This window comes from Leeia oryzae DSM 17879, from assembly GCF_000376945.1.
Lineage (GTDB): Bacteria > Pseudomonadota > Gammaproteobacteria > Burkholderiales > Leeiaceae > Leeia > Leeia oryzae.
In genome coordinates this window covers 143,341-168,602 of sequence record NZ_AQXU01000024.1, presented here as the reverse complement: position 1 = coordinate 168,602, position 25,262 = coordinate 143,341, and the positions used below count along the sequence as shown (strand labels likewise).

Annotated in this window: 26 protein-coding genes; 3 read left to right on the top strand and 23 right to left on the bottom strand. The window is 53.0% G+C overall.

Annotated features, from left to right (window positions below; translation table 11 throughout):
• Nucleotides 1-15 precede the first annotated feature (15 nt).
• The 22 genes from motB to F552_RS0112200 form a co-directional block, all read right to left on the bottom strand.
• Entirely contained in the window at nucleotides 16-915 is a 900-nt protein-coding gene (gene motB, locus F552_RS0112305; protein ID WP_018152052.1) for a flagellar motor protein MotB, read from the bottom strand.
• A gap of 52 nt (nucleotides 916-967) precedes the next feature.
• Nucleotides 968-1,825: a flagellar motor stator protein MotA gene (gene motA, locus F552_RS0112300; RefSeq protein ID WP_018152051.1), complete on the bottom strand. Its 858-nt coding sequence runs from the start codon at nucleotides 1,823-1,825 to the stop codon at nucleotides 968-970.
• An 88-nt stretch (nucleotides 1,826-1,913) separates the two neighbouring features.
• A complete protein-coding gene (gene rnhB, locus F552_RS0112295) occupies nucleotides 1,914-2,531 on the bottom strand; it encodes a ribonuclease HII (RefSeq protein ID WP_018152050.1) in 618 nt (205 codons plus the stop codon).
• Nucleotides 2,528-3,685: a lipid-A-disaccharide synthase gene (lpxB, locus tag F552_RS0112290; RefSeq protein WP_018152049.1), complete on the bottom strand. Its 1,158-nt coding sequence runs from the start codon at nucleotides 3,683-3,685 to the stop codon at nucleotides 2,528-2,530. The genes rnhB and lpxB overlap by 4 nt, the downstream gene beginning before the upstream one ends.
• Nucleotides 3,686-3,779: 94 nt before the next feature.
• Nucleotides 3,780-4,559, bottom strand: a complete 780-nt coding sequence (gene lpxA / locus F552_RS0112285) for an acyl-ACP--UDP-N-acetylglucosamine O-acyltransferase (protein ID WP_018152048.1) — start codon at nucleotides 4,557-4,559, stop codon at nucleotides 3,780-3,782.
• 9 nt (nucleotides 4,560-4,568) lie between these two features.
• A complete protein-coding gene (gene fabZ, locus F552_RS0112280) occupies nucleotides 4,569-5,015 on the bottom strand; it encodes a 3-hydroxyacyl-ACP dehydratase FabZ (protein ID WP_018152047.1) in 447 nt (148 codons plus the stop codon).
• 10 nt (nucleotides 5,016-5,025) lie between these two features.
• Nucleotides 5,026-6,045 carry a UDP-3-O-(3-hydroxymyristoyl)glucosamine N-acyltransferase gene (gene lpxD, locus F552_RS0112275; RefSeq protein ID WP_018152046.1) on the bottom strand — a complete coding sequence of 340 codons (1,020 nt, stop codon included), beginning with the start codon at nucleotides 6,043-6,045 and terminating at the stop codon, nucleotides 5,026-5,028.
• A gap of 98 nt (nucleotides 6,046-6,143) precedes the next feature.
• Nucleotides 6,144-6,710 carry an OmpH/Skp family outer membrane protein gene (locus F552_RS0112270; protein WP_211208275.1) on the bottom strand — a complete coding sequence of 189 codons (567 nt, stop codon included), beginning with the start codon at nucleotides 6,708-6,710 and terminating at the stop codon, nucleotides 6,144-6,146.
• 1 nt (nucleotide 6,711) lies between these two features.
• Nucleotides 6,712-9,009 carry an outer membrane protein assembly factor BamA gene (bamA, locus tag F552_RS0112265; protein WP_018152044.1) on the bottom strand — a complete coding sequence of 766 codons (2,298 nt, stop codon included), beginning with the start codon at nucleotides 9,007-9,009 and terminating at the stop codon, nucleotides 6,712-6,714.
• Nucleotides 9,006-10,358 carry an RIP metalloprotease RseP gene (gene rseP / locus F552_RS0112260; RefSeq protein ID WP_018152043.1) on the bottom strand — a complete coding sequence of 451 codons (1,353 nt, stop codon included), beginning with the start codon at nucleotides 10,356-10,358 and terminating at the stop codon, nucleotides 9,006-9,008. The genes bamA and rseP overlap by 4 nt, the downstream gene beginning before the upstream one ends.
• A 31-nt stretch (nucleotides 10,359-10,389) precedes the next feature.
• Nucleotides 10,390-11,589, bottom strand: a complete 1,200-nt coding sequence (ispC, locus tag F552_RS0112255) for a 1-deoxy-D-xylulose-5-phosphate reductoisomerase (protein ID WP_018152042.1) — start codon at nucleotides 11,587-11,589, stop codon at nucleotides 10,390-10,392.
• Complete coding sequence (locus F552_RS0112250) at nucleotides 11,589-12,413, bottom strand: phosphatidate cytidylyltransferase (RefSeq protein WP_018152041.1); 825 nt, start codon at nucleotides 12,411-12,413, stop codon at nucleotides 11,589-11,591. Before F552_RS0112250 ends, ispC begins: the two co-directional genes overlap by 1 nt.
• A gap of 2 nt (nucleotides 12,414-12,415) precedes the next feature.
• The gene (gene uppS / locus F552_RS0112245; RefSeq protein ID WP_018152040.1) at nucleotides 12,416-13,168 is read right to left on the bottom strand and encodes a polyprenyl diphosphate synthase; all 753 of its coding nucleotides are present in this window, start codon (nucleotides 13,166-13,168) and stop codon (nucleotides 12,416-12,418) included.
• 195 nt (nucleotides 13,169-13,363) lie between these two features.
• Entirely contained in the window at nucleotides 13,364-13,921 is a 558-nt protein-coding gene (gene frr, locus F552_RS0112240; RefSeq protein WP_018152039.1) for a ribosome recycling factor, read from the bottom strand.
• Nucleotides 13,922-13,946: 25 nt separating this feature from the next.
• Nucleotides 13,947-14,666, bottom strand: coding sequence for a UMP kinase (pyrH, locus tag F552_RS0112235; protein ID WP_018152038.1), 720 nt, complete (start codon nucleotides 14,664-14,666; stop codon nucleotides 13,947-13,949).
• Between the two features lie 145 nt (nucleotides 14,667-14,811).
• Nucleotides 14,812-15,690 carry a translation elongation factor Ts gene (gene tsf, locus F552_RS0112230; protein WP_018152037.1) on the bottom strand — a complete coding sequence of 293 codons (879 nt, stop codon included), beginning with the start codon at nucleotides 15,688-15,690 and terminating at the stop codon, nucleotides 14,812-14,814.
• A gap of 147 nt (nucleotides 15,691-15,837) precedes the next feature.
• A complete protein-coding gene (gene rpsB / locus F552_RS0112225) occupies nucleotides 15,838-16,572 on the bottom strand; it encodes a 30S ribosomal protein S2 (RefSeq protein ID WP_026182671.1) in 735 nt (244 codons plus the stop codon).
• A 182-nt stretch (nucleotides 16,573-16,754) separates the two neighbouring features.
• Nucleotides 16,755-17,630 carry an NAD(P)-dependent oxidoreductase gene (locus tag F552_RS0112220; RefSeq protein WP_018152035.1) on the bottom strand — a complete coding sequence of 292 codons (876 nt, stop codon included), beginning with the start codon at nucleotides 17,628-17,630 and terminating at the stop codon, nucleotides 16,755-16,757.
• Nucleotides 17,631-17,683: 53 nt separating this feature from the next.
• Entirely contained in the window at nucleotides 17,684-18,265 is a 582-nt protein-coding gene (lpcA, locus tag F552_RS0112215; RefSeq protein WP_018152034.1) for a D-sedoheptulose 7-phosphate isomerase, read from the bottom strand.
• 43 nt (nucleotides 18,266-18,308) lie between these two features.
• Nucleotides 18,309-19,358 carry a low-specificity L-threonine aldolase gene (ltaE, locus tag F552_RS0112210; RefSeq protein ID WP_018152033.1) on the bottom strand — a complete coding sequence of 350 codons (1,050 nt, stop codon included), beginning with the start codon at nucleotides 19,356-19,358 and terminating at the stop codon, nucleotides 18,309-18,311.
• A 122-nt stretch (nucleotides 19,359-19,480) separates the two neighbouring features.
• Nucleotides 19,481-20,380, bottom strand: a complete 900-nt coding sequence (locus F552_RS0112205; protein ID WP_018152032.1) for a DMT family transporter — start codon at nucleotides 20,378-20,380, stop codon at nucleotides 19,481-19,483.
• On the bottom strand, nucleotides 20,371-21,285 hold the full coding sequence (locus F552_RS0112200) for a PhzF family phenazine biosynthesis protein (RefSeq protein ID WP_018152031.1): 915 nt from the start codon (nucleotides 21,283-21,285) through the stop codon (nucleotides 20,371-20,373). Before F552_RS0112200 ends, F552_RS0112205 begins: the two co-directional genes overlap by 10 nt.
• A 123-nt stretch (nucleotides 21,286-21,408) precedes the next feature.
• Between F552_RS0112200 and F552_RS19825 the strand changes: the two genes are divergently transcribed.
• Both F552_RS19825 and F552_RS0112190 read left to right on the top strand, forming a co-directional pair.
• The gene (locus F552_RS19825) at nucleotides 21,409-22,845 is read left to right on the top strand and encodes an aminotransferase-like domain-containing protein (protein WP_018152030.1); all 1,437 of its coding nucleotides are present in this window, start codon (nucleotides 21,409-21,411) and stop codon (nucleotides 22,843-22,845) included.
• Between the two features lie 45 nt (nucleotides 22,846-22,890).
• Nucleotides 22,891-23,352, top strand: coding sequence for a hypothetical protein (locus tag F552_RS0112190; protein WP_018152029.1), 462 nt, complete (start codon nucleotides 22,891-22,893; stop codon nucleotides 23,350-23,352).
• 4 nt (nucleotides 23,353-23,356) lie between these two features.
• On the opposite strand, the gene alr is transcribed toward F552_RS0112190, so the two are convergent.
• Nucleotides 23,357-24,427, bottom strand: coding sequence for an alanine racemase (alr, locus tag F552_RS0112185; RefSeq protein WP_018152028.1), 1,071 nt, complete (start codon nucleotides 24,425-24,427; stop codon nucleotides 23,357-23,359).
• Between the two features lie 186 nt (nucleotides 24,428-24,613).
• Here alr and F552_RS0112180 point away from each other — a divergent pair, with 186 nt between their 5' ends.
• Complete coding sequence (locus tag F552_RS0112180; protein ID WP_018152027.1) at nucleotides 24,614-25,258, top strand: DedA family protein; 645 nt, start codon at nucleotides 24,614-24,616, stop codon at nucleotides 25,256-25,258.
• The last annotated feature ends 4 nt before the right edge of the window (nucleotides 25,259-25,262 follow it).

Sequence of the window (25,262 nt, the reverse complement as noted above, 5' to 3'; positions counted from 1 at the left end):
TGTCAGACAACATGCTTACTTTGAAGCAGCCTGTTCAAGCAAAGCCTCTCCGCCTGGGTCGGTCTTGCCACTATTCTTGATAATCGAGGCGGTTGTTTCTTCATTCAGTACAATGATGCTGATCCGCCGGTTAATCGGCGCATCCGGATGCTCGCTATCCAGTGGCACCGCTGGCCCCAGACCGACGACCCTCAGTACCTTGCCTTCCTGCAAGCCCCCTACCACCATCTCGCGCCGAGAAGTATTGGCACGATCTGCAGAAAGCTCCCAGTTGCTGTAGCCTTTGTCGCCCCCCACATACTGGAGCGTATCCGTATGGCCGGAAAGGCTGATCTTGTTTGGCACCTCATTGAGCAGGCTACCCAGATCATGCAGCAACTGCACCGAATAAGGCTGCAATTTGGCACTGCCCGTATCAAACATTGGCCGGTTTTTTTCGTCCACCAGCTGGATACGCAACCCCTCTGGGGTCATGTCTATCAACAGCTGATTTTTAAACTGGGATAATTCCGGGTTTTTATCAATTGCGGCCTGAATACTTTGTTTCAGGGCCTCGAATTTCAATTTCTCTGCCTGCTGACGTGCTTTCTTGTCTGCTACCGGATCCGAATTTTGTCCATGGGCAATTTCGCCGGATACACGCTGCAAGTCCTGGCCACCACCGGGAATCACGCTACTGGCATTCCCCGTACTATCCCCGCCCATCAGGGCAACTTTCAGCGGCGTATTAAAGTAATCCGAAATACCCGACAGCTTGCCCTTGGAGACTGAACCCAACAGCCACATCAACAAGAAAAACGCCATCATCGCAGTAACAAAGTCAGCATACGCGATTTTCCAGGCGCCCCCATGGTGGCCACCGTGACCTTTGTTGATTTTCTTGACGACTATCGGACGTTGGGAATCATCACTCATCTTGCAACTTTCAACAGATAAAGCATGTTAGTGGTTTCAGTACACAAAGCCATTACTGCTTCTTCTGTTTCACAAAATCTTCCAGCTCTTTAAAGGATGGGCGCTCGGTGGAATACAGTACCTTGCGTCCGAACTCCACCGCAATCTGTGGCGCATAACCGTTCAGGCTGGCCAGCAGAGTCACCTTGACGGTCTGATAAACTTTGGTGGACTCATCCGCCTTGAATTCCAGTACGGTAGACAAAGGCCCCACCATCCCGTAGGCCAGCAAAATACCCATGAAGGTACCCACCAGGGCCGCGCCAATCAGTTCACCCAGCTCAGGTGGTGGTAGCTGCAACGAGCCCATGGTATGCACCACCCCCATCACCGCAGCCACAATACCGAATGCAGGCAACGCATCACCGAGTTTCGCAATGGCTCCGCTCGGGATGGCACCCTCGTGATGATGGGTTTCAATTTCGTTATCCATCAGGTTTTCAATTTCAAACGCGTTCAGGTTGCCCCCCACCATCAGGCGCAAATAATCGGTGATGAAATCAATCAGATGATGATCATGCAGAATCTTGGGGTATTTGCTGAAAATCGGGCTTTTTTCAGGCTCTTCCACGTCCCCTTCGATAGACATCAAGCCTTCTTTACGCACCTTGGTCAGCAGTTCGAACAGAACCGCAAACAAGTCCATATAGAATGCCTTGTTGAACGGACTGCCCTTGAAGACCGATGGCAATGCTTTCAGCGTGGCTTTCAGGGGTTTGCCGCCAAACCCGACCACCATCGCGCCCAGGCCGCCACCAAAAATCATCACCACTTCCGACGGTTGCCACAAAGCCCCCAAATGCCCGCCATGCGAAGCATAGGCACCAAAAATGGCACCAAACATGACAACATAACCGATGATCACAAACATCGTTGTTTTCCTTTAAAAGCTTTCCGGTACTTTATTTCATTATGCCACGACATTATCGCTTGCCGATATGCTCAGTAAAGACACTTCCCTACTGAAAATCCAGCAGGTTTTGCGCAGGTTGCGACTGATTCAGTGCATTTCTGACCGGCGCAAAAGATTTTCTGTGCACCGGTAACACCCCAAACCGGGCAATGGCCGCCAAATGGGCTGCCGTCGGGTAGCCTTTGTGCTGATCAAAACCATACTGCGGATACTGCTCATGCATCTCCACCATCACGGCATCCCGTGCCGTTTTTGCCAGAATGGACGCCGCCGAAATGGCGGGCACCAGTGCATCCCCCTTGACGATGGCCTTGGCTGGCACCAGCATTTTGGGTGTCCGGTTACCATCGATCAAGGCAATCCGGGGCAGCTGGCTCAGCCCAGCGACCGCACGCTGCATGGCCAGCATGGTTGCATGCAATATGTTCAGGCGGTCAATTTCTGCTTCCGTCGCAAATGTGACGCAATAGGCCAGGGCCTTTTCACGAATCTCCTGCGCCAGCAGGTTACGCTGCTTTTCACTCAATTTCTTGGAGTCCGCCAAACCGATAATCGGCTTTTCGGGGTCCAGCATTACCGCGGCAGCATACACCGGACCGGCCAGTGGGCCACGGCCAGCCTCATCCACCCCGCAATGGCCATCAGGCCATGCGTCCACCATCATTCTGCTCCTAGTACATGCAATACGGCTTCAGCTGCACGGAGCGAAGTATTCTGCTTCAAAAGCTGATGCATGCTGGTGAATTTGGCCACCAGGGCTTTCTGCCCATCCTTGTCCTTGTACGCACTCACCACGGCCTCAGCCAGCCGGTCTGGTGTTGCTTGCTTTTGCAGAATTTCTGGCACCACAAATGCCTTGTTCAGAATGTTGGGCAAACCGACATACGGCAGGTACATTTTCCGGGTCATCAGCCACCAGGTAATTGCCGACATTTTGTAAGTAATCACCATCGGACGCTTCAACAACGCAGCTTCGAGAGTGGCAGTACCACTGGCAACCAATACCACATCAGCCACGGTCATGGCTTCTGGTGCGTGCCCGTACATCAGCGTGATGTCTAGCTCACCGGCACCTTCTGTATAGCACGCTTTTTCGAAGATTTCGCGAGTTTCTCGCGTCATTAACGGCACCAGAAACAATGCATCCGGCACGGACTCGGTAATTTTGCGAGCCGTACGCACAAACAATGTCGCATGCTGACGGACTTCGCTCTGACGACTACCCGGCAACAAGGCAAATACCGGACGAGCCTGTGCAATGCGCATCTGCTCGCGCATTTCCTGTTTGGGCGGCGTCATTGGAAAGATATCAGCCAGCGGATGACCGACATACGTCACGGGAATCTGCTCGGCCTTGTAAAGCTCAGGTTCAAACGGAAACAACGCCAGCACATGATCAACCGCACGCTTGATTTTATGAATGCGCTTGGCCTTCCATGCCCAGATGGAGGGGCTGACATAATGAATCGTGCGAATATGCCTGCGCTTCAGGTCCAGTTCCAGATCCAGATTAAAACCCGGTGCATCAATACCGATAAAAACATCCGGTTTCAGATCCAGCAGACGCTGTTTGAGCGCTTTACGAATACCGACAATTTCACGATAGTGTTTCAGGACTTCGACATAGCCCATGACCGCCAATTTCTCTTGCGGCCACCAGGTTTCAAATCCCTCGCGAATCATCTTCGGGCCACCAATACCCACAAAACGGGCATTCGGCAGATGTGCTTTCAGGGCACTGATCAGATGCGCCCCCAAAGAATCACCCGATGCTTCTCCTGCTACCATTGCAATGGTAAAAGGCCGTGTATCGACCATTTACCACCTCCCTTTTCTGACTAGATATACAGACATGATTCACTGGCATGAATTTCTTGTGTCTGCTGTTATAAGTGTGACGAATCAAACACCGTTAACGGACAATGCCACGCGTTGCATTTTCCAACGACTGGCTCAATAAACCAATTGCCTGGCTTTCCGACGCCATGGCCGCAATCTCGACTTTTGCTTCCGCAAATGTCTTGCCGGATTTGTACAGGGTCTTATAGGCACGACGAATCATCTGGATATCTTCTGCCGAAAACCCCCTGCGCTTCAAACCTTCGGCATTGATGCCATGCGCAGCAGACGGATTGCCAGACGCCATGACAAAAGCTGGCACATCCTGGAACAGGATCGTCCCCATCGCCGTCATGCTGTGGGCGCCAATCTGTACAAACTGGTGAACGACGGTAAAACCGCCGAGAATCACCCAGTCCCCGACATGCACATGACCGGCAAGCTGGGCATTGTTGGCAAAAATCGTCCTGTCACCGACCAGACAATCATGGGCAATATGCACATACGCCATGATCCAGTTATGGTTACCCACCTTGGTCAGCCCACCGTCTTGCGCCGTACCGGTATTGAAGGTACAGAACTCACGGATGGTATTGTCGCTACCAATCTCCAGTCTGGTTGGCTCGCCCGCATATTTTTTGTCTTGCGGATTGGCACCAATCGAACTGAACTGATAAAACCGGTTTCTGGCGCCGATCGTGGTATGACCCTCGATCACGACATGAGGGCCAACTTGGCAATCATCACCAATTTCTACATGCTCGCCGATAATCGAGTATGGCCCCACGCTGACATTGGTACCCAGTCTGGCTTTAGGATGAACAATCGCCGTTTCATGAATGGAGACGGTCATAGACTTCCTTTACTCAGACTTTTCCAGCTGGCGCACGGCGCAAGTAAGATCAGCCTCGGTCGCTACCTGGCCATCCACACGGGCCTCTGCCTTGAACTTCCAGATGCCCCGCTTCTGCGCAACGATCTCTACGCACAAGTGCAGTTGGTCACCAGCAGAGACCGGACGTTTAAAACGTGCCCCGTCGATACCGGCAAAATAATAGACAGAGTTATCATCCGGCAGCGTACCCATGGTCTTGAATGACAGGATCGCAGCAGCTTGTGCCAGCGCCTCCAGAATCAATACCCCAGGCATGACCGGATGATGCGGGAAATGCCCCGGGAAAAACGGCTCATTGATTGTCACGTTTTTCAAGGCAACAATGTTTTTCCCCGGCTCGACTTCCAGTACCCGGTCTACTAGCAGAAACGGGTAACGATGCGGAAGATGTTTCAAAATATCATGAATATCCATTGTTGCCATATTAAGACTTGTCCTGTTCGTTCATCTGTAATTCCAATGCTGCGAGCCTGGCGGCCGTGCGGCCAAATTGCTTGAGCTGTGCAGCATGCTTTAACCATGCATCGTGTTCATCAAACGGGAACACCCCCGTATACGTACCTGGCTGACGTATGGTTTTAGTAATCAGGGTCCCGGCGGACACATTCACATGGTCCGCAATGGAAAGATGCCCCAAAATAATGGCACCACCGCCCACCGTACAGTGCTTGCCAATTTTCGCACTACCTGCCACACCAACACAACCGGCCATGGCCGTATGTGCACCAACAATCACGTTATGCGCAATCTGGATCTGATTATCCAGCTTTACCCCGTCTTCAATCACCGTATCCGCCATCGCACCACGATCAATCGTGGTATTGGCACCGATTTCCACATCATTGCCAATCACAACCCGTCCAATTTGCGGGATCTTGACCCAAGTGCCCTGATCATTCGCGATGCCAAAGCCATCTGCACCAATCACCACACCAGCATGGACGATACCCCGTTCACCAATCGAACAACCATAGGACAAGGTCACGTGCGGCATCAAACGGGTATCCGCCCCCACTGAGGCACGCTCACCGACATGAACATGTGACCCCAGTACAACGCCTGGGCCAATTGTCGCAAAATCCGCCACATAGACAAACGGACCGATTTCTGCCGATGCGTCGACAACCGCAGATGGAGACACATAGGCAGACGGATGGATGCCTGCCATTACCTTGGGTAACGGATTGATCAGTTGGGAGGCTCTGGCAAAATATAGATACGGATTTGCCGTCAGAATGCGACTACCGCTAAACGCATCTGCCAAGTCTAGCGGTAACAAGACGGCGCCTGCCTTGGTTTCTTTCAGCTGGCTGGCGTATTTCCTGTTGGCCAGAAAGCTCAGATGCTGTTGCCCTGCGGTATCCAGTGGTGCTACCTGGCTAATCTCCAGATCCGGGCCTCTCAGTTCGCCACCCAGTTTTTCTACAAGTTCAGACAGCCGCATACTACTCCCCAAAAAATAATGCCCCGAAGGGCATTATTTTCCATGAATCACACCATCATCCGCCGGTCTTCACCGGCCAGCCTAACGAGTGGCACAGATTACTTGTCACCCATCAGTTTCAGAATCTTGTCAGTGACATCCACACGCGGACTGACATAAGCCAAGTCCTGACCCTGCAAAATCAGATCAAATTTTTCGGTTTCAGCCAATTGCCGCACCGCTTTAATGGCCAATTCTTGCAACTTGGCCATTTCCTCACCCTGACGAGTATTCAGATCTTCACGGAACTCCCGCTCAGAACGCTGATAGCGCGTGTTTAGATCACGGATCTGAGCCTGTTTCTTTGCTTTGTCAGAATCTGACAGGGTTGCATCATTTTTTTCCAGATCATTTTGCAAGTCTTTCAGCTGCTGACGCATCTGCTGCAAGTTTGCATCTTTCTTGGAGAATTCGTCTTGTAAACGTTTGTTAATTTTTTGTGCCGGGGCCGATTGCTGGAACAAACGGTCAGTATTTACCACACCAATCTTCAACTCTGCAGCAGAAGCACCTGTTGCAATGACCGCAACCGCAATCGCCAACGAACGCAACATCTTGATCAACTTAATCTCCAATCCACTTAACTTATCTATCTTTACACCCGGCGATGCCGCCGCTCCCACCATGTCAGAAGGTGGTACCAATCTGGAACTGGAAGCGTTCTTTCTTGTCGCCCTGCTTGGCATGCAGCGGCTGGGCAATACTGAACTTCAGTGGTCCGATAGGTGATATCCATGATAATGCCACACCCGCAGAATAGCGCAAGTTAGACAAACTGAATTTGTCCGAGCCAAGCCCACTCACATCACCAGGTCCAAATACATTACCTGCATCCAGGAATGTGCTCAAACGCAAAGTTTTATCATGTTTCATGCCCGGAAACGGGAAGAACATCTCTGCATTCAATACCAGGCGTTTGTTACCACCGATGGAAGCATCGGTCGAATCTCTTGGCCCCAGAGAACTACCTTGATAACCTCGGACAGAACCGATACCGCCGGCATAATAGTTGCGATAGAACGGTAAATCATTACCACCCAATCCATTACCCATGGAAATCTCGCCATTGAGCATCAAGGTATAATCTCTGCTCAGCGGGAAGAAATGCTGGTACTGGTAACCCAGTTTGTAGTATTTAACATCCCCGGAAGCCAGCTCACCAGAGACATACTGGTAGCTACCCGTGGTCGGTGCTGTTGCACTGTCACGCAAATCCCGTGCCCAAGAGGCGGTTGCCGACACGGTTCTGATTTTGTCACCAAACTTGGTGATAAAGGCATTGGCAACTGGCGAACCGGTACTTTGATCACTCGTCAACGACGTTTGGTCATAGGTCAACCCGAAGTTGACAGTATCCTCTTCAGAAATTGGCACACCCAGACGAGCGCCCAAACCACTGCTGGAGGTGTAGTATTTACCGGTATCCAGTTTGTCCGGCTTATTGGTCTTGTGATAAATGTCATAACCAAGACTTACACCATCAGGTGTGAAGTAAGGATCAGTAAACGACAGGGCCAAGGTACGGGTACTCTTGCTGGTATCAATCGACGCAGACAGATATTTTCCGGTACCGAAAATGTTGTTTTGGGTAATGGAAGCACCCAGCAGAACCCCATCAGACTGGCCATAGCCTACACTCATCTGAATGTTATTGGTTGGCTTCTCCACTACATTCATGTTCACATCCACCTGATCGGTGGTGCCTGGTACAGCAGGATTATCAACCGTCACTTCAGAGAAGTACCCGAGCAAATCCACGCGGTCACGTGAACGTTTGATTTTCTGGCCATCGTACCAGGCGCCTTCCATTTGCCTCATTTCACGGCGAATGACTTCGTCCTTGGTACGGGTGTTGCCTACCACATTGATACGGCGCACATATACGCGGCGACCAGGATCGACAAAGAAGGTAAATGAAGCCGTCTGTTTCTCACGGTTCAGTTCCGGTACGGCGTTGACGCTGGCAAATGCATAACCGTCGTTCGCAAGGCGGTCAGCAATGGCATTGGTACTTTCCACCAGTTTCTCACGCGAAAAAACTTCGCCTGGCTGCAGCTTGATCAGTGACTTCAGCTCTGCTTCCGGCACCAGCATGTCGCCCGCCAGTTTGATATCCGATACGTTGTATTTCTTGCCTTCGCTGATGTTCAGCGTGATGTAAATATCCTCTTTGTTAGGAGAGATATTCAATTGGGTGGAGTTGACGTTGAACTCCAGATAACCCTGGTTCTGGTAAAAGGAACGGATGGACTCGATGTCCGCTTCCAGTTTTTGCTTGGAGTACTGGTCGTTTTTGGATAGCCACGTCATCCAGCCGCCAGTAGACAACTGCATCTGGTCAATGACGTCGCTTTCACTGAAGTCATGGGCACCAACGATACTGATTTCCTTGATGCGGGCAACCACACCCTCAGAAATGTCAAAGCTGATCGCTACCCGGTTTCTCTCCATTGGAGAGACCGTCGCCTTGATTTCGACCCCGTATTTGCCTTTATTGGAGTATTGGCGCTTCAACTCCTGAACTGCCTGATCCACCAAGGCCTTGTCATAAATGCGAGACTCCGCCAGACCTGCTTCTTTCATGGCTTTTTTCAACTGGTCTGCGCTGAATTCCTTGGCGCCATTGATCTTGATGTCACCGACGGCCGGGCGCTCTTCTACCTGCACAATCAGTACATCGTTATCAATTTCCAGGCGGACATCCTTAAAGAAGCCGGTGCTGTATAAGGATTTGACTGTCGCCGTGGCCTTGTCATCATCGAAAGACTCGCCGACTTTCACTGGCAGGTAACTGAATACCGTTCCAGGCTCGGTACGTTGAATACCCTCGATGCGGATATCTTTGATCACAAAAGGCTCGGCTGCCCAGACGGAGGCGGAGAAGAGCGTGGCTAATACAACAGCAATGGTTTTCTGTTTGATCATGCGTTCAAAAATAGGCGTTGAATATCGTTATACAGAGCGAATGTCATTAATGAGAGCAACAAAGCGCCACCAATATACTGACCGATTTCCTGGGTTCTGACAGAAACCGGACTTCCTTTAAACAGTTCTGCCACATAATACATGAAATGGCCACCATCTAACACAGGGATGGGCAACAGGTTGAGCACACCCAAGCCAATACTGACAAAACACAGGAATTCAATAAAAGGAATAATCCCGTATGAAGCCGCCTGACCCGCCACTTTGGCAATGGTCAGCGTCCCGCCCAGATTATCCAGTGATGCTTGCCCGATCAGCATTTTCCACATCATGACAATACTGAGGCGGGATAACCGCCATGTTTTATCCAGAGAAGCCACCACGGCATCTGGCAACCCGAGCCTGACCGTTATTTGCCGGCTCTGGATACTTTCTTCGTCCACGGAAGGAGCGACGCCAATGCGCCCCACGGCTTGTAAGCCAGTGCCTACGGTACGTGGCACCAGAACAACAGAATGTACAGTCTGATCGCGTTGATAGGTGACTTTCAGCGGTTTGCCGGGCGAATTGCGAATCTGCTGAATCAGGTCAGCACCACTTTCTGCCGGAATATCATTCAGAGCGAGGATTTCATCCCCTGTTTTCAGCCCTGCCTTATCAGCGACATCTCCGCGGACCAAACCCGCCAGAGTGCGATTAAAGTGCAAGGGCGAAAAACCCAGACGGTCAAAAAAATGGTCATCAAGCGCAGTCTCGGCCATGGCGGATAATGGCAAGATCCGCTCGACAGCCACATCGCCTCTGGTCATGACCATCACGGACACATCCTTGCGATCAACGACTTTATCCAGCACTTCGGAACGCCAATCTTCCCAGCTTCGAACGGGGGCACCTTCGACAGCGGTAATCAGATCATCCGCCTTGAAACCGGCCCTACTGGCAAATGAACCTTGCGCTACATCGCCGAGTCTGGCCGCCACATCGCTGACACCCACCATCATGACGATCGTGTATAGCACAATCGCCAGCAGGAAATTGGCAAATGGCCCCGCCAGGACCACTTTCATCCGCACCCAGACAGATTGGCGATTAAACGCCCGGTGTACTTCCGATGCTTCAACCGGTGCTTCGCGCTCATCCAGCATTTTCACATAGCCGCCCAGTGGTAGCATGCAGATGGCAAATTCGGTCTGGTCGGCACCAAAACGTCGGGTCCAGAAGGGTTTGCCAAAGCCGATGGCAAATCGTAGCACTTTGACGCCATTGCGCTTGGCTACCCAAAAGTGACCAAACTCGTGTACGGCGATCAGCACGGTGAGTGTCAGCAGAAAAGCCAGCACAGTTACCATGAATGTGAGCCCTTTGTCGTAAGCGTCATTGTTAGGTCGCCAAAGCAGGGATAAGTTGCACCGCCGTTTGTCGGGCCTCTGCATCAATTGCCAGCACGTCATCCAGCGATGCTGGCGCTGTCGCTGTCATGCGCGCCAATACGGATTCCACCAACTCTGCGATGGCTGTAAATCGCAGTTTTCGCTCTAGAAATGCAGCAACTGCCACTTCATTCGCGGCATTCAGAATGGCGGGGGCGGCACCGTGCTGACGTAAGGCCTCAAAAGCCAGTCTCAGACACGGAAAACGAGCCAGATCAGGCGGCGTAAAGGTCAGGGATTTCATGGTCGTAAAGTCCAGACGGTTGGCACCGGATGCAATCCGCTCCGGGTAGTCCAGCGCATAGGCAATCGGCGTACGCATATCCGGACTACCCAACTGCGCCAGGACAGACCCATCCACATACTCCACCATGGAGTGAATGATACTCTGCGGATGAATCACCACATCAATCTGGGCGGCTGGCGCTGCAAATAGCCAGTGCGCCTCAATCACTTCCAGGCCTTTATTCATCATGGTGGCTGAGTCGACAGAAATCTTGCGACCCATGGACCAGTTGGGATGTGCGCATGCCTGCTCGGGGGTCACATCTTTCAGTGAGGCCAGCGGCGCATCGCGGAATGGGCCACCGGATGCTGTCAAGAGCAGCCGCTGAATGCCTGCGGTATTCAGACCATTATGGACAGGGTGCTTCTCCCGATACACCGTCGGCAAGCATTGGTATATAGCGTTATGTTCTGAATCAATGGGTAGCAGAATGGCACCGGAAGCCGCCACCGCATCCATGAAGAGTGCACCGCCAGCCACCAGCGTTTCCTTGTTGGCCAACAAAACACGCTTGCCCGCCTTTGCTGCCGCCAGACTGGATGACAGACCCGCAGCGCCGACGATGGCAGCCATCACGGTATCGACGGCAGGGTCTGACGCCACCTGATCCAGTGCAGCCGGGCCGTAGAGCACTTCAGTATGAAGCTGTGCATCGCGCAGCATGTCTTGCAGCCGGGAAGCATAGGGTGCCGAGGCCACCACGGCAAACGTGGGCTTATGCACCAGGCACAATTCAAACAGTTTTTCGATCTGGCTGTTTGCGGATAGCGCAAACACAGAGAATCGCTCTGGATGTCGTTTCACCACATCCAGCGTGGACAAGCCAATGGAACCTGTAGCTCCCAGAACGGTAATCTGGCGCATCAAATACTCCGGGACAACTCAAACAAGACAAGACTGACCGAAACGACTGCCATCAGCGCGTCAATCCGGTCTAATATACCGCCATGGCCAGGCAGCAACTGGCTACTGTCCTTGACGCCTGCACAACGCTTTAGCCAGGACTCATACAGATCACCAATGATGGACAGGGGTGTCATGACCACGCCCAGCAATAACAAGGCTGGCAACGATAATCCTAGCGGCAGCAGCCAGTGCGTAAAACTCATGGCGTAGGCGTATATCAGTACACCCACAGCCGCACCGACTGCGCCTTCCCAGGTTTTCCCCGGGCTGATGGCAGGGGCAAGCTTATGTTTGCCAAATGCCTTGCCCGCAAAGTATGCTGCCGTATCAGCCACCCACACCAGCATCATGATGGCCAGCAATAAACGGGCACCAGAGGGAATGGAAGGTGCGTGATTACGCCAGATTTCCATACCCAGCCAAAAGGGTAGCAGCACCAGCCAACCGGCCAGCCACATCACCACTGGCTGGTCTATTTTGGCTTTTTTCCACAACCATAGCGGCACCAGCACAAACCAGAAACCCAGCGTAAACACGATCCAGATAGCCCTGAAAGCCGCCATGTGCCAGCCGATATAGACGCCAACCCCGGCGACCGCGGTAAGTCCGATGAACAGCACCTTGATCAGTGGCGAGAACTTGGCCAGCCGTGACCACTCCCATGCAGCCAGCAACACGACACCAGCCATGATGCCTTGCCATGCGTAGGGGCTGGCTTTGAACAAGGCAAGAAACACCAGCGGGATTAAAAACAGAGCGGTAAGGAGGCGGGTTTTTAACATGTTTATGCTTTTGTGGATTGCAGCTGTTCGCTGGTTCGGCCAAACCGTCGTTCCCGGCTGCGATAAGAATCAATGGCTTTCTGCAGAGAGTTCGCATCAAAGTCCGGCCAGAGTTCAGCCGTGAAATACAGCTCGGAATACGCCAATTGCCATAGTAGAAAGTTACTGATCCGCTCTTCGCCACCAGTCCGGATGAACAGGTCAGGCTCTGGCGCATAGGCCATGGACAGGTGTTCGGCCAGATCCGACTCCGTAAAACCGGCTACCAGCTCCGGCCTGGCTTTGAGCATACGCTGGGTCGCATTCAGGATATCCCAGCGTCCGCCATAATTAGCTGCAATCGTCAGCGTCAATTGTGTGTTATTGGCAGTCAATTGCTCAGCATTCTGGATCAACGCCTGTAATTCGCTCGAAAATCGTGACAAATCACCGATGACTTTCAAACTGACGCCATGCTTGTGCAGCCTTGAAACCTCGCCGTTAAGCGCTTTCACAAACAGTTGCATCAGGAGAGAAACCTCTTCCTGAGGCCTGCGCCAGTTCTCGCTGGAGAAAGCAAACAGGGTCAGGTATTTCACACCTTGTTCAATACAGGCTTTGACGATATCCCGTACAACATCCACCCCTTTAACATGCCCGGCAACGCGTGGCAAAAAGCGTTTTTTTGCCCAGCGCCCGTTGCCATCCATGATGATGGCAATATGCGTCGGCACGCTTTGGGCATCTGGTACGAGTTCTGTCGAGCTTACAAACATGCAGTATCCCTGCAAAAATTAGAAGGCAGCGCTTGGCGGCCTGTACATCGGCACCACACATCCGTTAGCGGACATCATCTCGCCAATGGATTTATCTGCGATTATAGGGGGAGTGTCCCGCTTAGGCGACTAAAATAAATCGCCGCTGCAATATGACTTGCAGCGGCGATGGTCAAAGGCAGTTGAACAACAGGCTTAAACAGCCATCAGTTCCGCTTCTTTGGCTTGGAGCATCTTGTCGACTTCGGCAATATGCTTATCAGTCAGCTTCTGGACATCATCCTGGGCACGACGTTCGTCGTCCTCAGAAATTGCCTTGTCCTTGATCAGTTTCTTCAGCTGGTCGTTCGCGTCACGACGAATGTTACGGATGGAAACCCGCGCATTCTCGGCTTCGCTACGCACTACCTTGGTCAGGTCCTTGCGGCGTTCCTCAGTCAAGGCAGGCATTGGCACGCGAATCAGGTCGCCACTGGAAGCCGGGTTAAGGCCCAGATCCGAATCGCGAATCGCTTTTTCGATTTGCCCCATCAGCTTTTTCTCCCAAGGAGAAACGCCCAGCGTGCGAGCATCAACCAGGGTCACGCTTGCTACCTGAGGCACGGCAGTAGGCGTACCATAATAGTCAACCATCACATGGTCCAGCAGGCCTGTGTGTGCACGACCGGTCCGGACCTTACCGAAGTCTGCCTTTAGCGACTCCAGTGACTTCTGCATTTTCTGTTCTGCGTTCTTTTTTACGTCAGCAATCATCGGAAACTCCTTGCACCGATTTGATTTATACGTGAACCAAAGTACCTTCATTAGCGCCACTGACAACACGTTTCAGCGCGCCTTGCTTGAAAATACTAAATACGGAGAGTGGCATTTTCTGGTCGCGACACAACGTTAGTGCAGTCGCATCCATCACTTTCAGATTCTTGGCAATGGCCTCATCGAACGTCAAGTGCTCATAGCGGGTCGCGTCCGGATTGGTTTTTGGATCATCTGTGTAAACACCATCCACCTTGGTGGCTTTCAACACGATGTTTGCACCGATTTCCATGCCGCGCAGCGCCGCTGCGGTATCAGTCGTAAAAAACGGGTTACCGGTACCGGCAGCAAAAATGACTACCTTGCCTTCTTCCAGATAACGCATGGCCTTGCCACGGATATAAGGCTCTGCAACCTGCTGCATGGTCAGTGCAGATTGCACGCGACTGACAACGCCAATGTGTTTCAAGGCATCTTGCAACGCCAGTGCATTCATGACGGTTGCCAGCATACCCATGTAATCCGCTGTCGCGCGATCCATACCGGCTGCAGCAGGCGCCACACCACGGAAGATGTTGCCGCCACCGATCACGATAGCCACCTGAACACCCATCTCAACGACTTCTTTGACTTCCAGCACCATTTGCTCGATAGTGGCACGATTAATGCCATAGCTATCGCTACCCATCAGGGCTTCACCAGACAATTTCAGCAGGATTCGTTGATAAGCAGGGGTTTGGCTCATAGTTGACCTCGCGTAAGTTTGTCGGGTGTATTTGAATTTAGCATATCTTTTTCAGACTGACAGCCCGACAGTTGCCTGCGCCGTTTGTGTCAGCACAGACAACTGCAAAGCTATTAAACAAGGCCTTGAGCGACCTTCAGGTCAATTAAACCTTGGCAGCAGCAGCAACTTCGGCAGCGTAGTCAACCACTGCTTTTTCAATACCTTCACCTACAACAAACATGGTGAATGCGTTAACTTTGGCACTGTTCTGCGCCAGAAGTTTCTCAACGGTAACATCCGGATTCTTAACAAATGGCTGGCCAACCAGTGTGATTTCGGCCAGGTATTTGTTGATACGGCCTTCAACCATTTTTGCAACGATGTCAGCTGGCTTGCCAGATTCAGCGGCTTGCGCAGTGTAGATTTTACGCTCGTTGTCCAACAGCTCTGCTGAAACCTGCTCTTTGGAAACACACACTGGCTTGCTGGCAGCAATGTGCATGGCAATGTCTTTACCAAGCTGCTCGTCACCACCGGACAGATCAACGATCACACCGATTTTGCTGCCGTGCAGGTAAGTGGCGATTTTGCCTTCTGTTGCGTAACGCACAAAACGGCGGATGGTCATGTTCTCGCCCAGTTTGGCGATAGCTGCTTTGCGCACGTCTTCGATAGAATCGCCAGACTCGGTTTTCACCGCGCTCAGGGCTTCTACATCAGCTGGATTTGCATCAGCAACGGCCTTGGCAGCAGCTTTTGCCATTGCAACAAAAGTTTCGTCTTTTGCAACAAAGTCGGTTTCACAGTTCACTTCAACCAGCGCACCCAGTTTGCCATCGGCAGTCACGTGGTGAACGATGATACCTTCAGCAGCCACACGGCCTGCCATTTTGCCGGCTTTCGCGCCAGACTTGATACGCAGCACTTCTTCTGCTTTTTTTACGTCGCCTTCGGTTTCAACCAAGGCTTTTTTACATTCCATCATGCCAAGACCGGTCAGTTCGCGCAGTTCGGCAACCATTTTTGCGGTAATTTCAGCCATTTTTCATCTTCCTGATCAATTTACAATCTGTTTGTCAGACCACAGACCCCTCATGATGCGGGTCATGGTTTGCAATTCTGTGAATTTTTGACGCTACATACAACAAAGGGGCTTTCGCCCCTTTGTGTTTGAACTGGCGTCAAATAATTATTCAGCAGCCACTTCTACTACGTCATCTTGCTGACCGGCAACCAGTTCTTTGATCACTTGGTTACGGCCTTCCAGAATCGCATCAGCAACGCCACGAGCGTACAGACGGATTGCACGGCTTGAGTCATCGTTACCTGGAACAATGTAATCAACACCGTCTGGAGAGTTGTTAGAGTCAACAACACCAATTACCGGGATACCCAGTTTTTTGGCTTCAACGATAGCACCTTTCTGGTAGCCAACGTCGATCACGAAAATCGCATCTGGCAAGCCGCCCATGTCTTTGATACCACCCAGGCTTTTTTCCAGTTTTTCGTATTCGCGTTGCAGATCCAGCAGTTCTTTCTTGTTGTACTTGTCAGAACCGTTTTCAACAATCACTTGCATTTCTTGCAGGCGTTTGATGGATTGCTTAACGGTTTTGAAGTTGGTCAGCATGCCACCCAACCAGCGCTGGTCAACAAATGGAGCACCTGCGCGAGTTGCTTCTTCAGCAACGATTTCGCGAGCCTGGCGCTTGGTACCAACGAACAGGACTTTGCCGCCATTGGCAGACAGGGTGCGAACAAACTTGAGCGCGTCGTTGAACAACGGAACGGTTTTCTCAAGGTTGATAATATGGATTTTGTTACGATGACCGAAAATGAACGGGGCCATCTTTGGGTTCCAGAAGCGGGTTTGGTGACCGAAGTGAACACCGGCTTCCAGCATATCGCGCATAGATACTGACATTATTTGCTCCATCTCAGGGTTATACACTGCTGCCCGCAACAACTACACACCAGCCATGGCTGATGCACCCTTAAATTGCGGACAGGTGAAATTACTCAATCCAAAAACGGACTAAGCTAACCGAAGATATTAGCACAAAACGCCACCTATGATCAATCCCGTCTGATGGCGTAAACCCACTGTCAGTGCGACATTTTTTTGAGAATGTGGAACATGGCGGCAGAATCAAGCTCGCCTTCACCACTCCCCACCAGGGCATTCAGGTACTGCAGCACCTGTGCCGCACCCGGCAAAGCCAGGTTGCTGGCCAGTGCTTCTTCGAGCACGATGCGCATGTCTTTTTGATGCAGCTTGGCCTTGAAACCCGGTTTGAAATTGTCATCCAGCATGCGCTGGCCGTGCACATCCAGAATCCGGCTTTGCGCAAAGCCACCCAGCAGCGCCTCCCGAACCTTGGCGCCATCCACCCCTTGCTGCTCGGCAAACAGCAGTGCTTCTGCCACTGCCACAATGGTCCCGCCCACCACAATCTGGTTACAGGCTTTGGCCACCTGCCCCGCACCATGGTCGCCTACGTAGGTGATGGTTTTGCCCATGGCTTCAAACAGGGGTTTTACTTTTTCGAACACGGCCGGCTTGCCGCCTACCATGATCGTCAGCGTCCCCTGGATGGCGCCAATCTCGCCACCGGATACCGGCGCATCGAGCATGTCGATCTTTTGCTGCGCCAGACGCTCGGCAAACTGACGTGTTGCAGATGGTGACGTGGTGCCCATGTCCACAACTACCAGACCAGGCCGTGCGCCCTCTACCACGCCTCCAGGGCCAAACAATACCGCCTCTACATCGGGGGTATCCGAGACATTAATGAACAGGACATCACAATTGGCGGCAAGTGAAGCCGCTGTTGCATGGTAAGTAGCGCCACTATCAACCAGGGATTGGGCTGATGCTGCCTTTCTGGCGAAGACCGCCAAAGGAATACCCGCCGCTTTCAGATTGGCAGCCATTGGCCGCCCCATGATCCCCAGACCGGCATAACCTGCAATTAACGTCATGATGATTGCTTCCTTAGATGATGTTGAGTCTTGCCAGAAGGCGACGCGCGCAATCAGGCGTATGCCATACCCACTTCGACCAGATGAATCAGTGTATGAATCACTTTGATGTGGATTTCCTGAGTCCGGTCTGCAAACCCGAAGTGCGGCACGATAATTTCTACATCGGCCGTTCCTTTGATCTGTCCGCCATCTTTACCCAGCATGGCAATGACACGCATGCCTTTGGATTTGGCGGCTTCAATGGCACGAATCACGTTCTTTGAATTGCCGCTGGTAGAAATGGCCAACAACACATCTCCAGGTCGCCCGAAAGCCTCGACATGCCGTGAAAAGATGTGGTCAAAGCCGTAATCGTTACCGACACAGGTAATGTGAGAGACATCCGAAATAGCCATAGCCGGTAGCGCAGGGCGGTTGTCGCGATAGCGGCCACTGAGTTCTTCGGCAAAATGCATTGCATCGCAGTGCGAGCCGCCATTACCGCAAGAAATGACCTTATTTCCGGTCTTGAATGCATCCACCAATACCTTGCCGGCAGCCTCGATACTTTGCAGAAAGCTTTGGTCGTTGAGCACCTTCTCCAGTAGCGCTACTGCTTCGGTCAGATGTTGTTGAATCAGAGTTTGAGACATGTTCATTCCTGTTGAGCCATTTTTTTGCAACACTATCACAAACTCAGGCGCCTTCAAAAAAGCGGCGGACAATCCGGATGGATTCATCCACATGCGAGCGGGTAACGTCCAGGTGGGTAACCCAGCGCTGCAGGGTGGTTCCTGTGACCAGAATGCGTTGCTGCTGCAAGTATGCAGCGAACTCGGTGGCAATCTCTTGAGGCACCTCGACAAACAGGATGTTGGTTTGCGGCTCGGTGACTTTCAGCACGCCGGTGGACGCCAGCCCTTCGGCCAGGCGCTTGGCGTGATAGTGGTCTTCCGCCAGACGCTCGACGTGATGCTTGAGCACATATTCACCAGCCACCGCCAGCACACCCGCCTGACGCATACCACCACCGAGCATCTTCCGATAACGTCGGGCAGCCTTGATAAAGTCTTTGTTGCCAAGCAGCAGCGAGCCGACTGGTGCCCCCAGCCCCTTGGACAAACAGATAGAAGCCGAATCAAAAGAACGGGCAATGTGGTGAGGTTCCACGCCCAGCGCCACGGCGGCATTAAACAGACGGGCGCCATCCAGATGGGTGGCCAGACCCCGTTGCTTGACGGCGTCTGTCGCCTCTTTGACATAAGACATTGGCAGTACGCGTCCGCCAATGGTGTTTTCCAGTGCCAACAGGCGTGTTTTGGCAAAATGGCAATCATCGGGTTTGATGGCGGCCAAAATGTCTTTGATGGCAATCGAGCCATCCGGCTGGTTATTCAGGGGTTGCGGCTGGATACTACCCAGTACGGCTGCGCCACCCCCTTCATATTTGTAGGTATGTGCCTCCTGACCGACGATATATTCATCTCCCCGCTGGCAGTGCGTCATGAGGCCGATCAGGTTGGTTTGGGTGCCGCTGGGTGCGAACAAGGCCGCTTCAAAACCCATCATTTCTGCCGCAAATGACTCCAGGTGGTTAATGGAGGGATCGTCCCCAAACACGTCATCCCCCACCGGGGCGGTTGCCATGAGTGCGCGGATTTCAGGGGTAGGACGCGTGACGGTATCACTACGGAAGTCAGCCACGACGTTCAAATCGCCAGAATCACTCTGCTGGGTTGGGTACATCGACACTCTCCTGTTTTAATGGGTCACTTGCATGAACAAACTGATCGTGAGGAACATTCTACTATGCAGATCCACACAGCAGACAGTAACAGTTACATGCCATGAACCAATACAGATAAGTGTCAGCTTCGACGGCCCATCCAGACACAGGCCACCACCCCGACGGCGACAAACCACATCCACACAGAAATGACCTCGCCGAGCAGCCATGCGGCCAGCAGCAAACTGATAAACGGTTGCAACAACTGCACCTGCCCCACCCGGGCAATGCCCCCTAATGCCAGACCGCGATACCAGGCAAAAAAACCAAGAAACATGCTGATCAGCGACTGATAGCCAAATCCGAGCCAGCTGTGTAACGGAATGTCATGGGTCGGCCGAAAGAGCCAGACCGGCACCAGCAGGAAGGGTGCGCTGACCACCAATGACCAGCAGATGGATTGCCAGCTGCCCACGGCACGTGCCAGCCTTGCGCCCGCCACGTAGCCAAAGGCACAGACAATGACAGCAGAGAAGATCAGCACAAAGCCGATATGATCAGAGACGGTGGCTTGTATGCCCAGCGATCGCCAGACGGCAAACCCGACGACCAGCGCACACCCCAGCAATGACCACAGCCAGAAGGCGGGACGATGACGTTCTCCGGCAAAAACCGACGCCACCACGGCCGTCATCAGCGGCAAAGCACCGGACACAATTGACGCATACGCAACCGGGATGTGCTTGAGCGACAAGGTGGAGAGCACCGGAAAGCCAACCACCACGCCAGCGACGGCAAAGGCCAGATCGCGCCATTGCGCTCTCCCTTTGGGTGGCGTTGCCTTGAACCACAACAGTAACAACGCGGACAAGCCCCCTGCCACCACCGCCCGTCCAAGCGCGATAAACCAGGGGTCCAGCGTCATGACGGCAAATTTGGCCGAGGGAAAAGAGCCGGCAAACCCGACGACACCCAGCAGTCCCCACGCCATGCCTTGCCAGACCTGGCGAGAAGAAGGCTTGCCACTGCCTGCTATAGACATAAATATGTCCCCTTGCTGATCAGCACGGCACTCCCGCCCACATAACAGCGCGTCACCACCCCGGCCTCTTTGCTGGCCTCGATGGACAATTGGCTGGGGCGCCCCATTTCCACGCCCTGTAACAGTGAATACTGCCAATGCCCGTTGGACGCTGATGCATGTCTGGCCAGATAACCGGCCAAGCATACCGCAGCACTTCCCGTGGCTGGATCTTCGGCAATGCCCATATCGTTCCAGAGCATACGCGCCTGCCAATGTCCGTCATGCTGTGTAAAGGCAAACAGACCGTTCAAATCCACACCCGACGCTTTGGCAGACGCCATCGCTTGCGGGTACAAATCGGCCCGCATCCAGAATTTCTCCAGGGCCGTCACATTGGCCAACGGCAATAACAGATAGTCCGTACCACACGTCACGTAGGCAGGACGAAAGTCTGCCAGACCAATGTCTGCAGCCGGTACTCCGGTCAGATCTGACAAGAAATCGTTTGTATGGGTAGATTCGATAAAACGCGGGGATTGTGGTGCCATCAACCGAGCGGTTTTAACTGCACCATCTTCCACTCCGAACCGGACTGCAACAGTACCGGCCAGCTCTTCGAATATCCGTACATCGCCATCCTGCAACGTGCCCAATGCCCCTGACCATGCCAGATGCAATGCAGCACCAATCGTAGGATGACCGGCAAACGGCAGCTCTTTGGCTGGCGTGAAGATGCGCAAACGCGCCGCATGTGTGTGGTCAAATGCTGGCTCGATAAACACCGTCTCGGACAAATTGAATTCTCTGGCAATTTGCTGCTTCTTGGCGTCCACGATGTCGCTGCCATCCGGAAACACGGCCAGCGGGTTGCCGCCAAAAACCGTTTGGGTAAACACATCATAGGTAAAGAATACAGGTTCCATGAACTCACTCCGGATGAATGGATGACAAGAGAATGATTGCATCGTATGCCACACACTTCTCGCCAAGCAGATACAGTTACCATACAATTAACCCTAACTGTACCGGTAAAGTAGGAAAACACCATGCAAGCATTGCCCGTTGTCGAGCACAATCGAAACACGCCGCTGGTCGAGCAGATTGTCGAGCAGATTGTGCGCAACATTGATCACCGCATCTGGCTGCCGGGCACCCGTCTCCCGTCCATTCGCCAAATGGCACAGGCCTTGTCGGTGAGCAAATTTACCGTGGTAGAGGCCTACGATCGCATGGTGGCTAAAGGGCATCTGGAATCCCGGCGCGGCGCCGGATTTTTTGTGGCAGGCAAAGCCAGTATTCCGTCTATCGTGGAAGCGGATACGCCCATCGACCGGGCCATTGATACCGTCTGGTTAATGCGGCAAATGCTGCTACAAGACAACGACATGCAAAAACCGGGCTGTGGCTGGCTGCCAACCGAGTGGCTAATGACGGAAGATACCCGCAGGGCCATGCGTACACTGTCGCGCTCCCCCATTTTGCGCCCGACCAGTTATGGGCTGCCGGCCGGCTACTTGCCGCTGCGGCAACAACTGCAGCAACGACTGGCAGAAATCGACATTGATACCCGTCCGTCACAAATCCTGCTGACCAGCGGCGCCATGCCTGCAATTGACCTGATCTTGCGCTACTTCCTGCGTAGCGGCGATAGCGTGATGATTGACGACCCCAGCTATTTCAATTTCAGGGGCAACCTGAAAATCCATCGGGTCAACATCATTCCGGTGCCGCGCAACGCCCAGGGGCCGGATCTGGCCATCATGGAACAGGTCATCCAGCAGCACAAGCCACGGCTCTACCTGACCAACAGCGTCTTGCATAATCCGCTGGGTACCAGTATTGCGCCAGGCATCGCCTTCAAGCTGCTGCAACTCGCTCATCTGCACGACTTCCATATTGTGGAAGACGACATTTACCGGGACCTGCAACCCATCCCCACCCAGCGACTGGCTGCCCTCGACCAGCTGCAGCGGGTTATCTATGTCGGTAGTTTCTCCAAAACGCTGTCTGCCAACTTCCGTGTGGGGTTTCTGACTGCGCATAAAGACTTGGTCTCTGAACTGGCTGACTTGAAACTGTTGACCGGGATTACCTCGTCAGAAGCTGTCGAGCAGGTGGTGTACCAGTTATTAACGGAAGGCTATTACCGCAAACATGTGGAAAAACTCAGGAGCAAGCTCGGCAGCGCCATGGCGTATGCCAGGCCACGGGTAAACCGTCTGGGCTGGCAAATCCATGCAGAGCCGGAAGGCGGCATGTTCTTGTGGTGCAAATTACCTGACGGCATTCAGGCGCCGGATCTGGCAGCACGGGCGCTGGGGTCGCATATCGTGCTGGCACCCGGCAACCTGATGAGTACATCACCCAACGCCAACCAGTATTTGCGCTTCAATATTGCGCACGCCCAGCATCCATCGCTGTACGAACAGCTTGGACTGCTGCAAACAAGTGCTACAATGAAACACTGCTTTTCCACGTGTTAACAGACACCCTTTTTAGCCACCCTTCACCGGATAACAGGTTTTTACATGAAGGCACTTACCCGCACTCTGATCATCGCTTTGTTTAGCCCGCTGGCAGTCAATGCATTGAACATGCAGCAAAACGTGATCGACATGCCTGCCAAGACGCAGCTGGTGGTCAAAACACCAATGACCATCCAGCAAAACCTGTCTTTTACCCTGTTACAACAAACCGACTACACCGCTTGCTATCTGGGGAGCGTGAACAAGATGCCGGCAGAAGGCAAAGCGCCTGATTTTGTGGGGCAGCCCAAAGTGCGCCCTTTTAAGGCTGGCGAACGGTTTACCGTGCAAGGGGTAACCGGATTTGCCAAGGGCAAGAAATTTCAGGGCTACGTGGTGGAACTGGATCACGAAGAGCGTATGGGTACCTACGCACTGTATGTTGAGCAAACAGGCCCTGCTGCAGGCTTTACCTCAATTGAAAAACTGCTGAACCAGTGCGCCGACAAGCTGGCGGTCAAGTAAACCCCTAGCCCACTGAACGTAATACACGGGGAACGGTGGCAGGCACTTGGGTTGCCACCGTAGCAGCAGGCAGGTCCAAGATGCTGGCCAACGCAGTTAATGGAACACCTTCGCCCCACAGTTCAACGCTGGCCCCTACCTGACAATCTGGAAAGCCAGTCAGATCAATCATCAAGGTATGCATCGCCACCCGTCCCAGCAAACGGGTACGGTGACCATTCACGAACACCGGCGTACCGATTGGCAACTGCGCCGGGTAGCCATCCGCATAACCGCACGCAACTATACCGATGCGCATATCGTGATCGGCATGAAACGTGGCGCCGTACCCCACGGGCTCGCCAGCCGCAATCATCCGTTCTGCAACCACCTGGCTCTGTAGTGACATGACCGGCCGCAAAGCGCCCTCATCCGCTCTGGCCACGCTACCGAGGCCGAGTAGTGCTTTGCCGACGCGCACCCAGGCATGCGACATACCGTCATGCAACAGAACGGCATCCGAGTTGGCGAGGCTGGCTGGACTGGCATAGGGCGCAATCTCCATTTCGAAGACCGATTGCTGCATCAGGCAGCCATCTTCCTCGTTGGCTGTCGCCAGTTCCGACATCAACACAATGCGTCCCGCCTGGTTGGCTTTGGCAAGGCCCGCCATGACGTGTGGCAGTTCATCCGCAGAAAAGCCGAATTGATTCAAGCCGGTATTGAGATTGACCCAGACGTCGATCCTGACGGAAAGCCATGCAGCCAGCAGCCATTGCAATTGCTGCTGGCGGTGAATCACCATCCCCAGCTGATGCTCGGCCACGATGTCCAGATCCTGTTCGGCGTGAATCCCTTCCAGCAAGACAATCGGGCATTTCAGCCCTTGGTAGCGCAGCGCCACGGCATCCTCAAGCCGGATCACACCAATCGCATCAACCTCCGACAGTACCGAGGCAACCTCTTGCAGACCATGTCCGTAGGCATTGCCCGCCAGTACAGCCATCAAACGGCTGCCCGCCGTCCTGGCGCGTATCAGTTGCAGGTTATGCAACAACGCACCACGGTCAATAACAGCAGCAATAGGACGTGTCATGGTCTATCCTGATAAATCCGGCATGAAAGAGGCTGTGGTATTATAGCGCGTTCCTAAAAACAGGTTTCATCGCAACAAGCCGGGCAGCAGGTGGCCACACACGCTATACCTGGAAATCGTCATGAATCTTGCAATTTAGGGTAAGATGCCCGCTCCAATTGCACAAACGCTAGACACTAGAGGCACATGGATAACCTGCAACTGCTGGTCAATTTATTTTCACATGCGCATGAAAACCCTGTATTTGCTTATGCGGCGGTGTTTTCCGTATTGCTTATCTGTGGCTTTGGCGTGCCCATTCCTGAAGATATTTCGCTGGTCGCCGGGGGGGTCATTGCCGGTCTGGGCTATGCCGATGTTGATACCATGTGCGTGGTGGGACTGGCAGGTGTGCTGGTGGGAGATGCCACCATGTTTATTGCCGGGCGTGTGTTTGGCGAACGGGTCCGTTGCTTCCCGCTGGTGGCCAAATTCCTGACCGAAGCCCGTTACGAAGCCGTGCAGGACAAATTTCACCGCTACGGAAAACGGGTATTGTTTGTAGCCCGCTTTTTGCCCGGCTTACGCTCTCCCATTTTCCTGACCGCCGGCATGACCCGCAAAATCCCGTTCTGGCGTTTCTTGCTGCTGGACGGTTTTGCCGCCCTGATCAGCGCTCCGTTCTGGGTTTACCTGGGCTACTACGGGGCACACAAGCGCGAATGGCTACTGAAATGGATTCACGTAGGCCAAAGCGGCATTCTGCTGATCCTGCTTTGCCTGTTACTGGTGATTGCCGGTATCTATGTGTTCAAAAAGAAACATCCGCATACCGACAAGCACCCGCACTAATTTA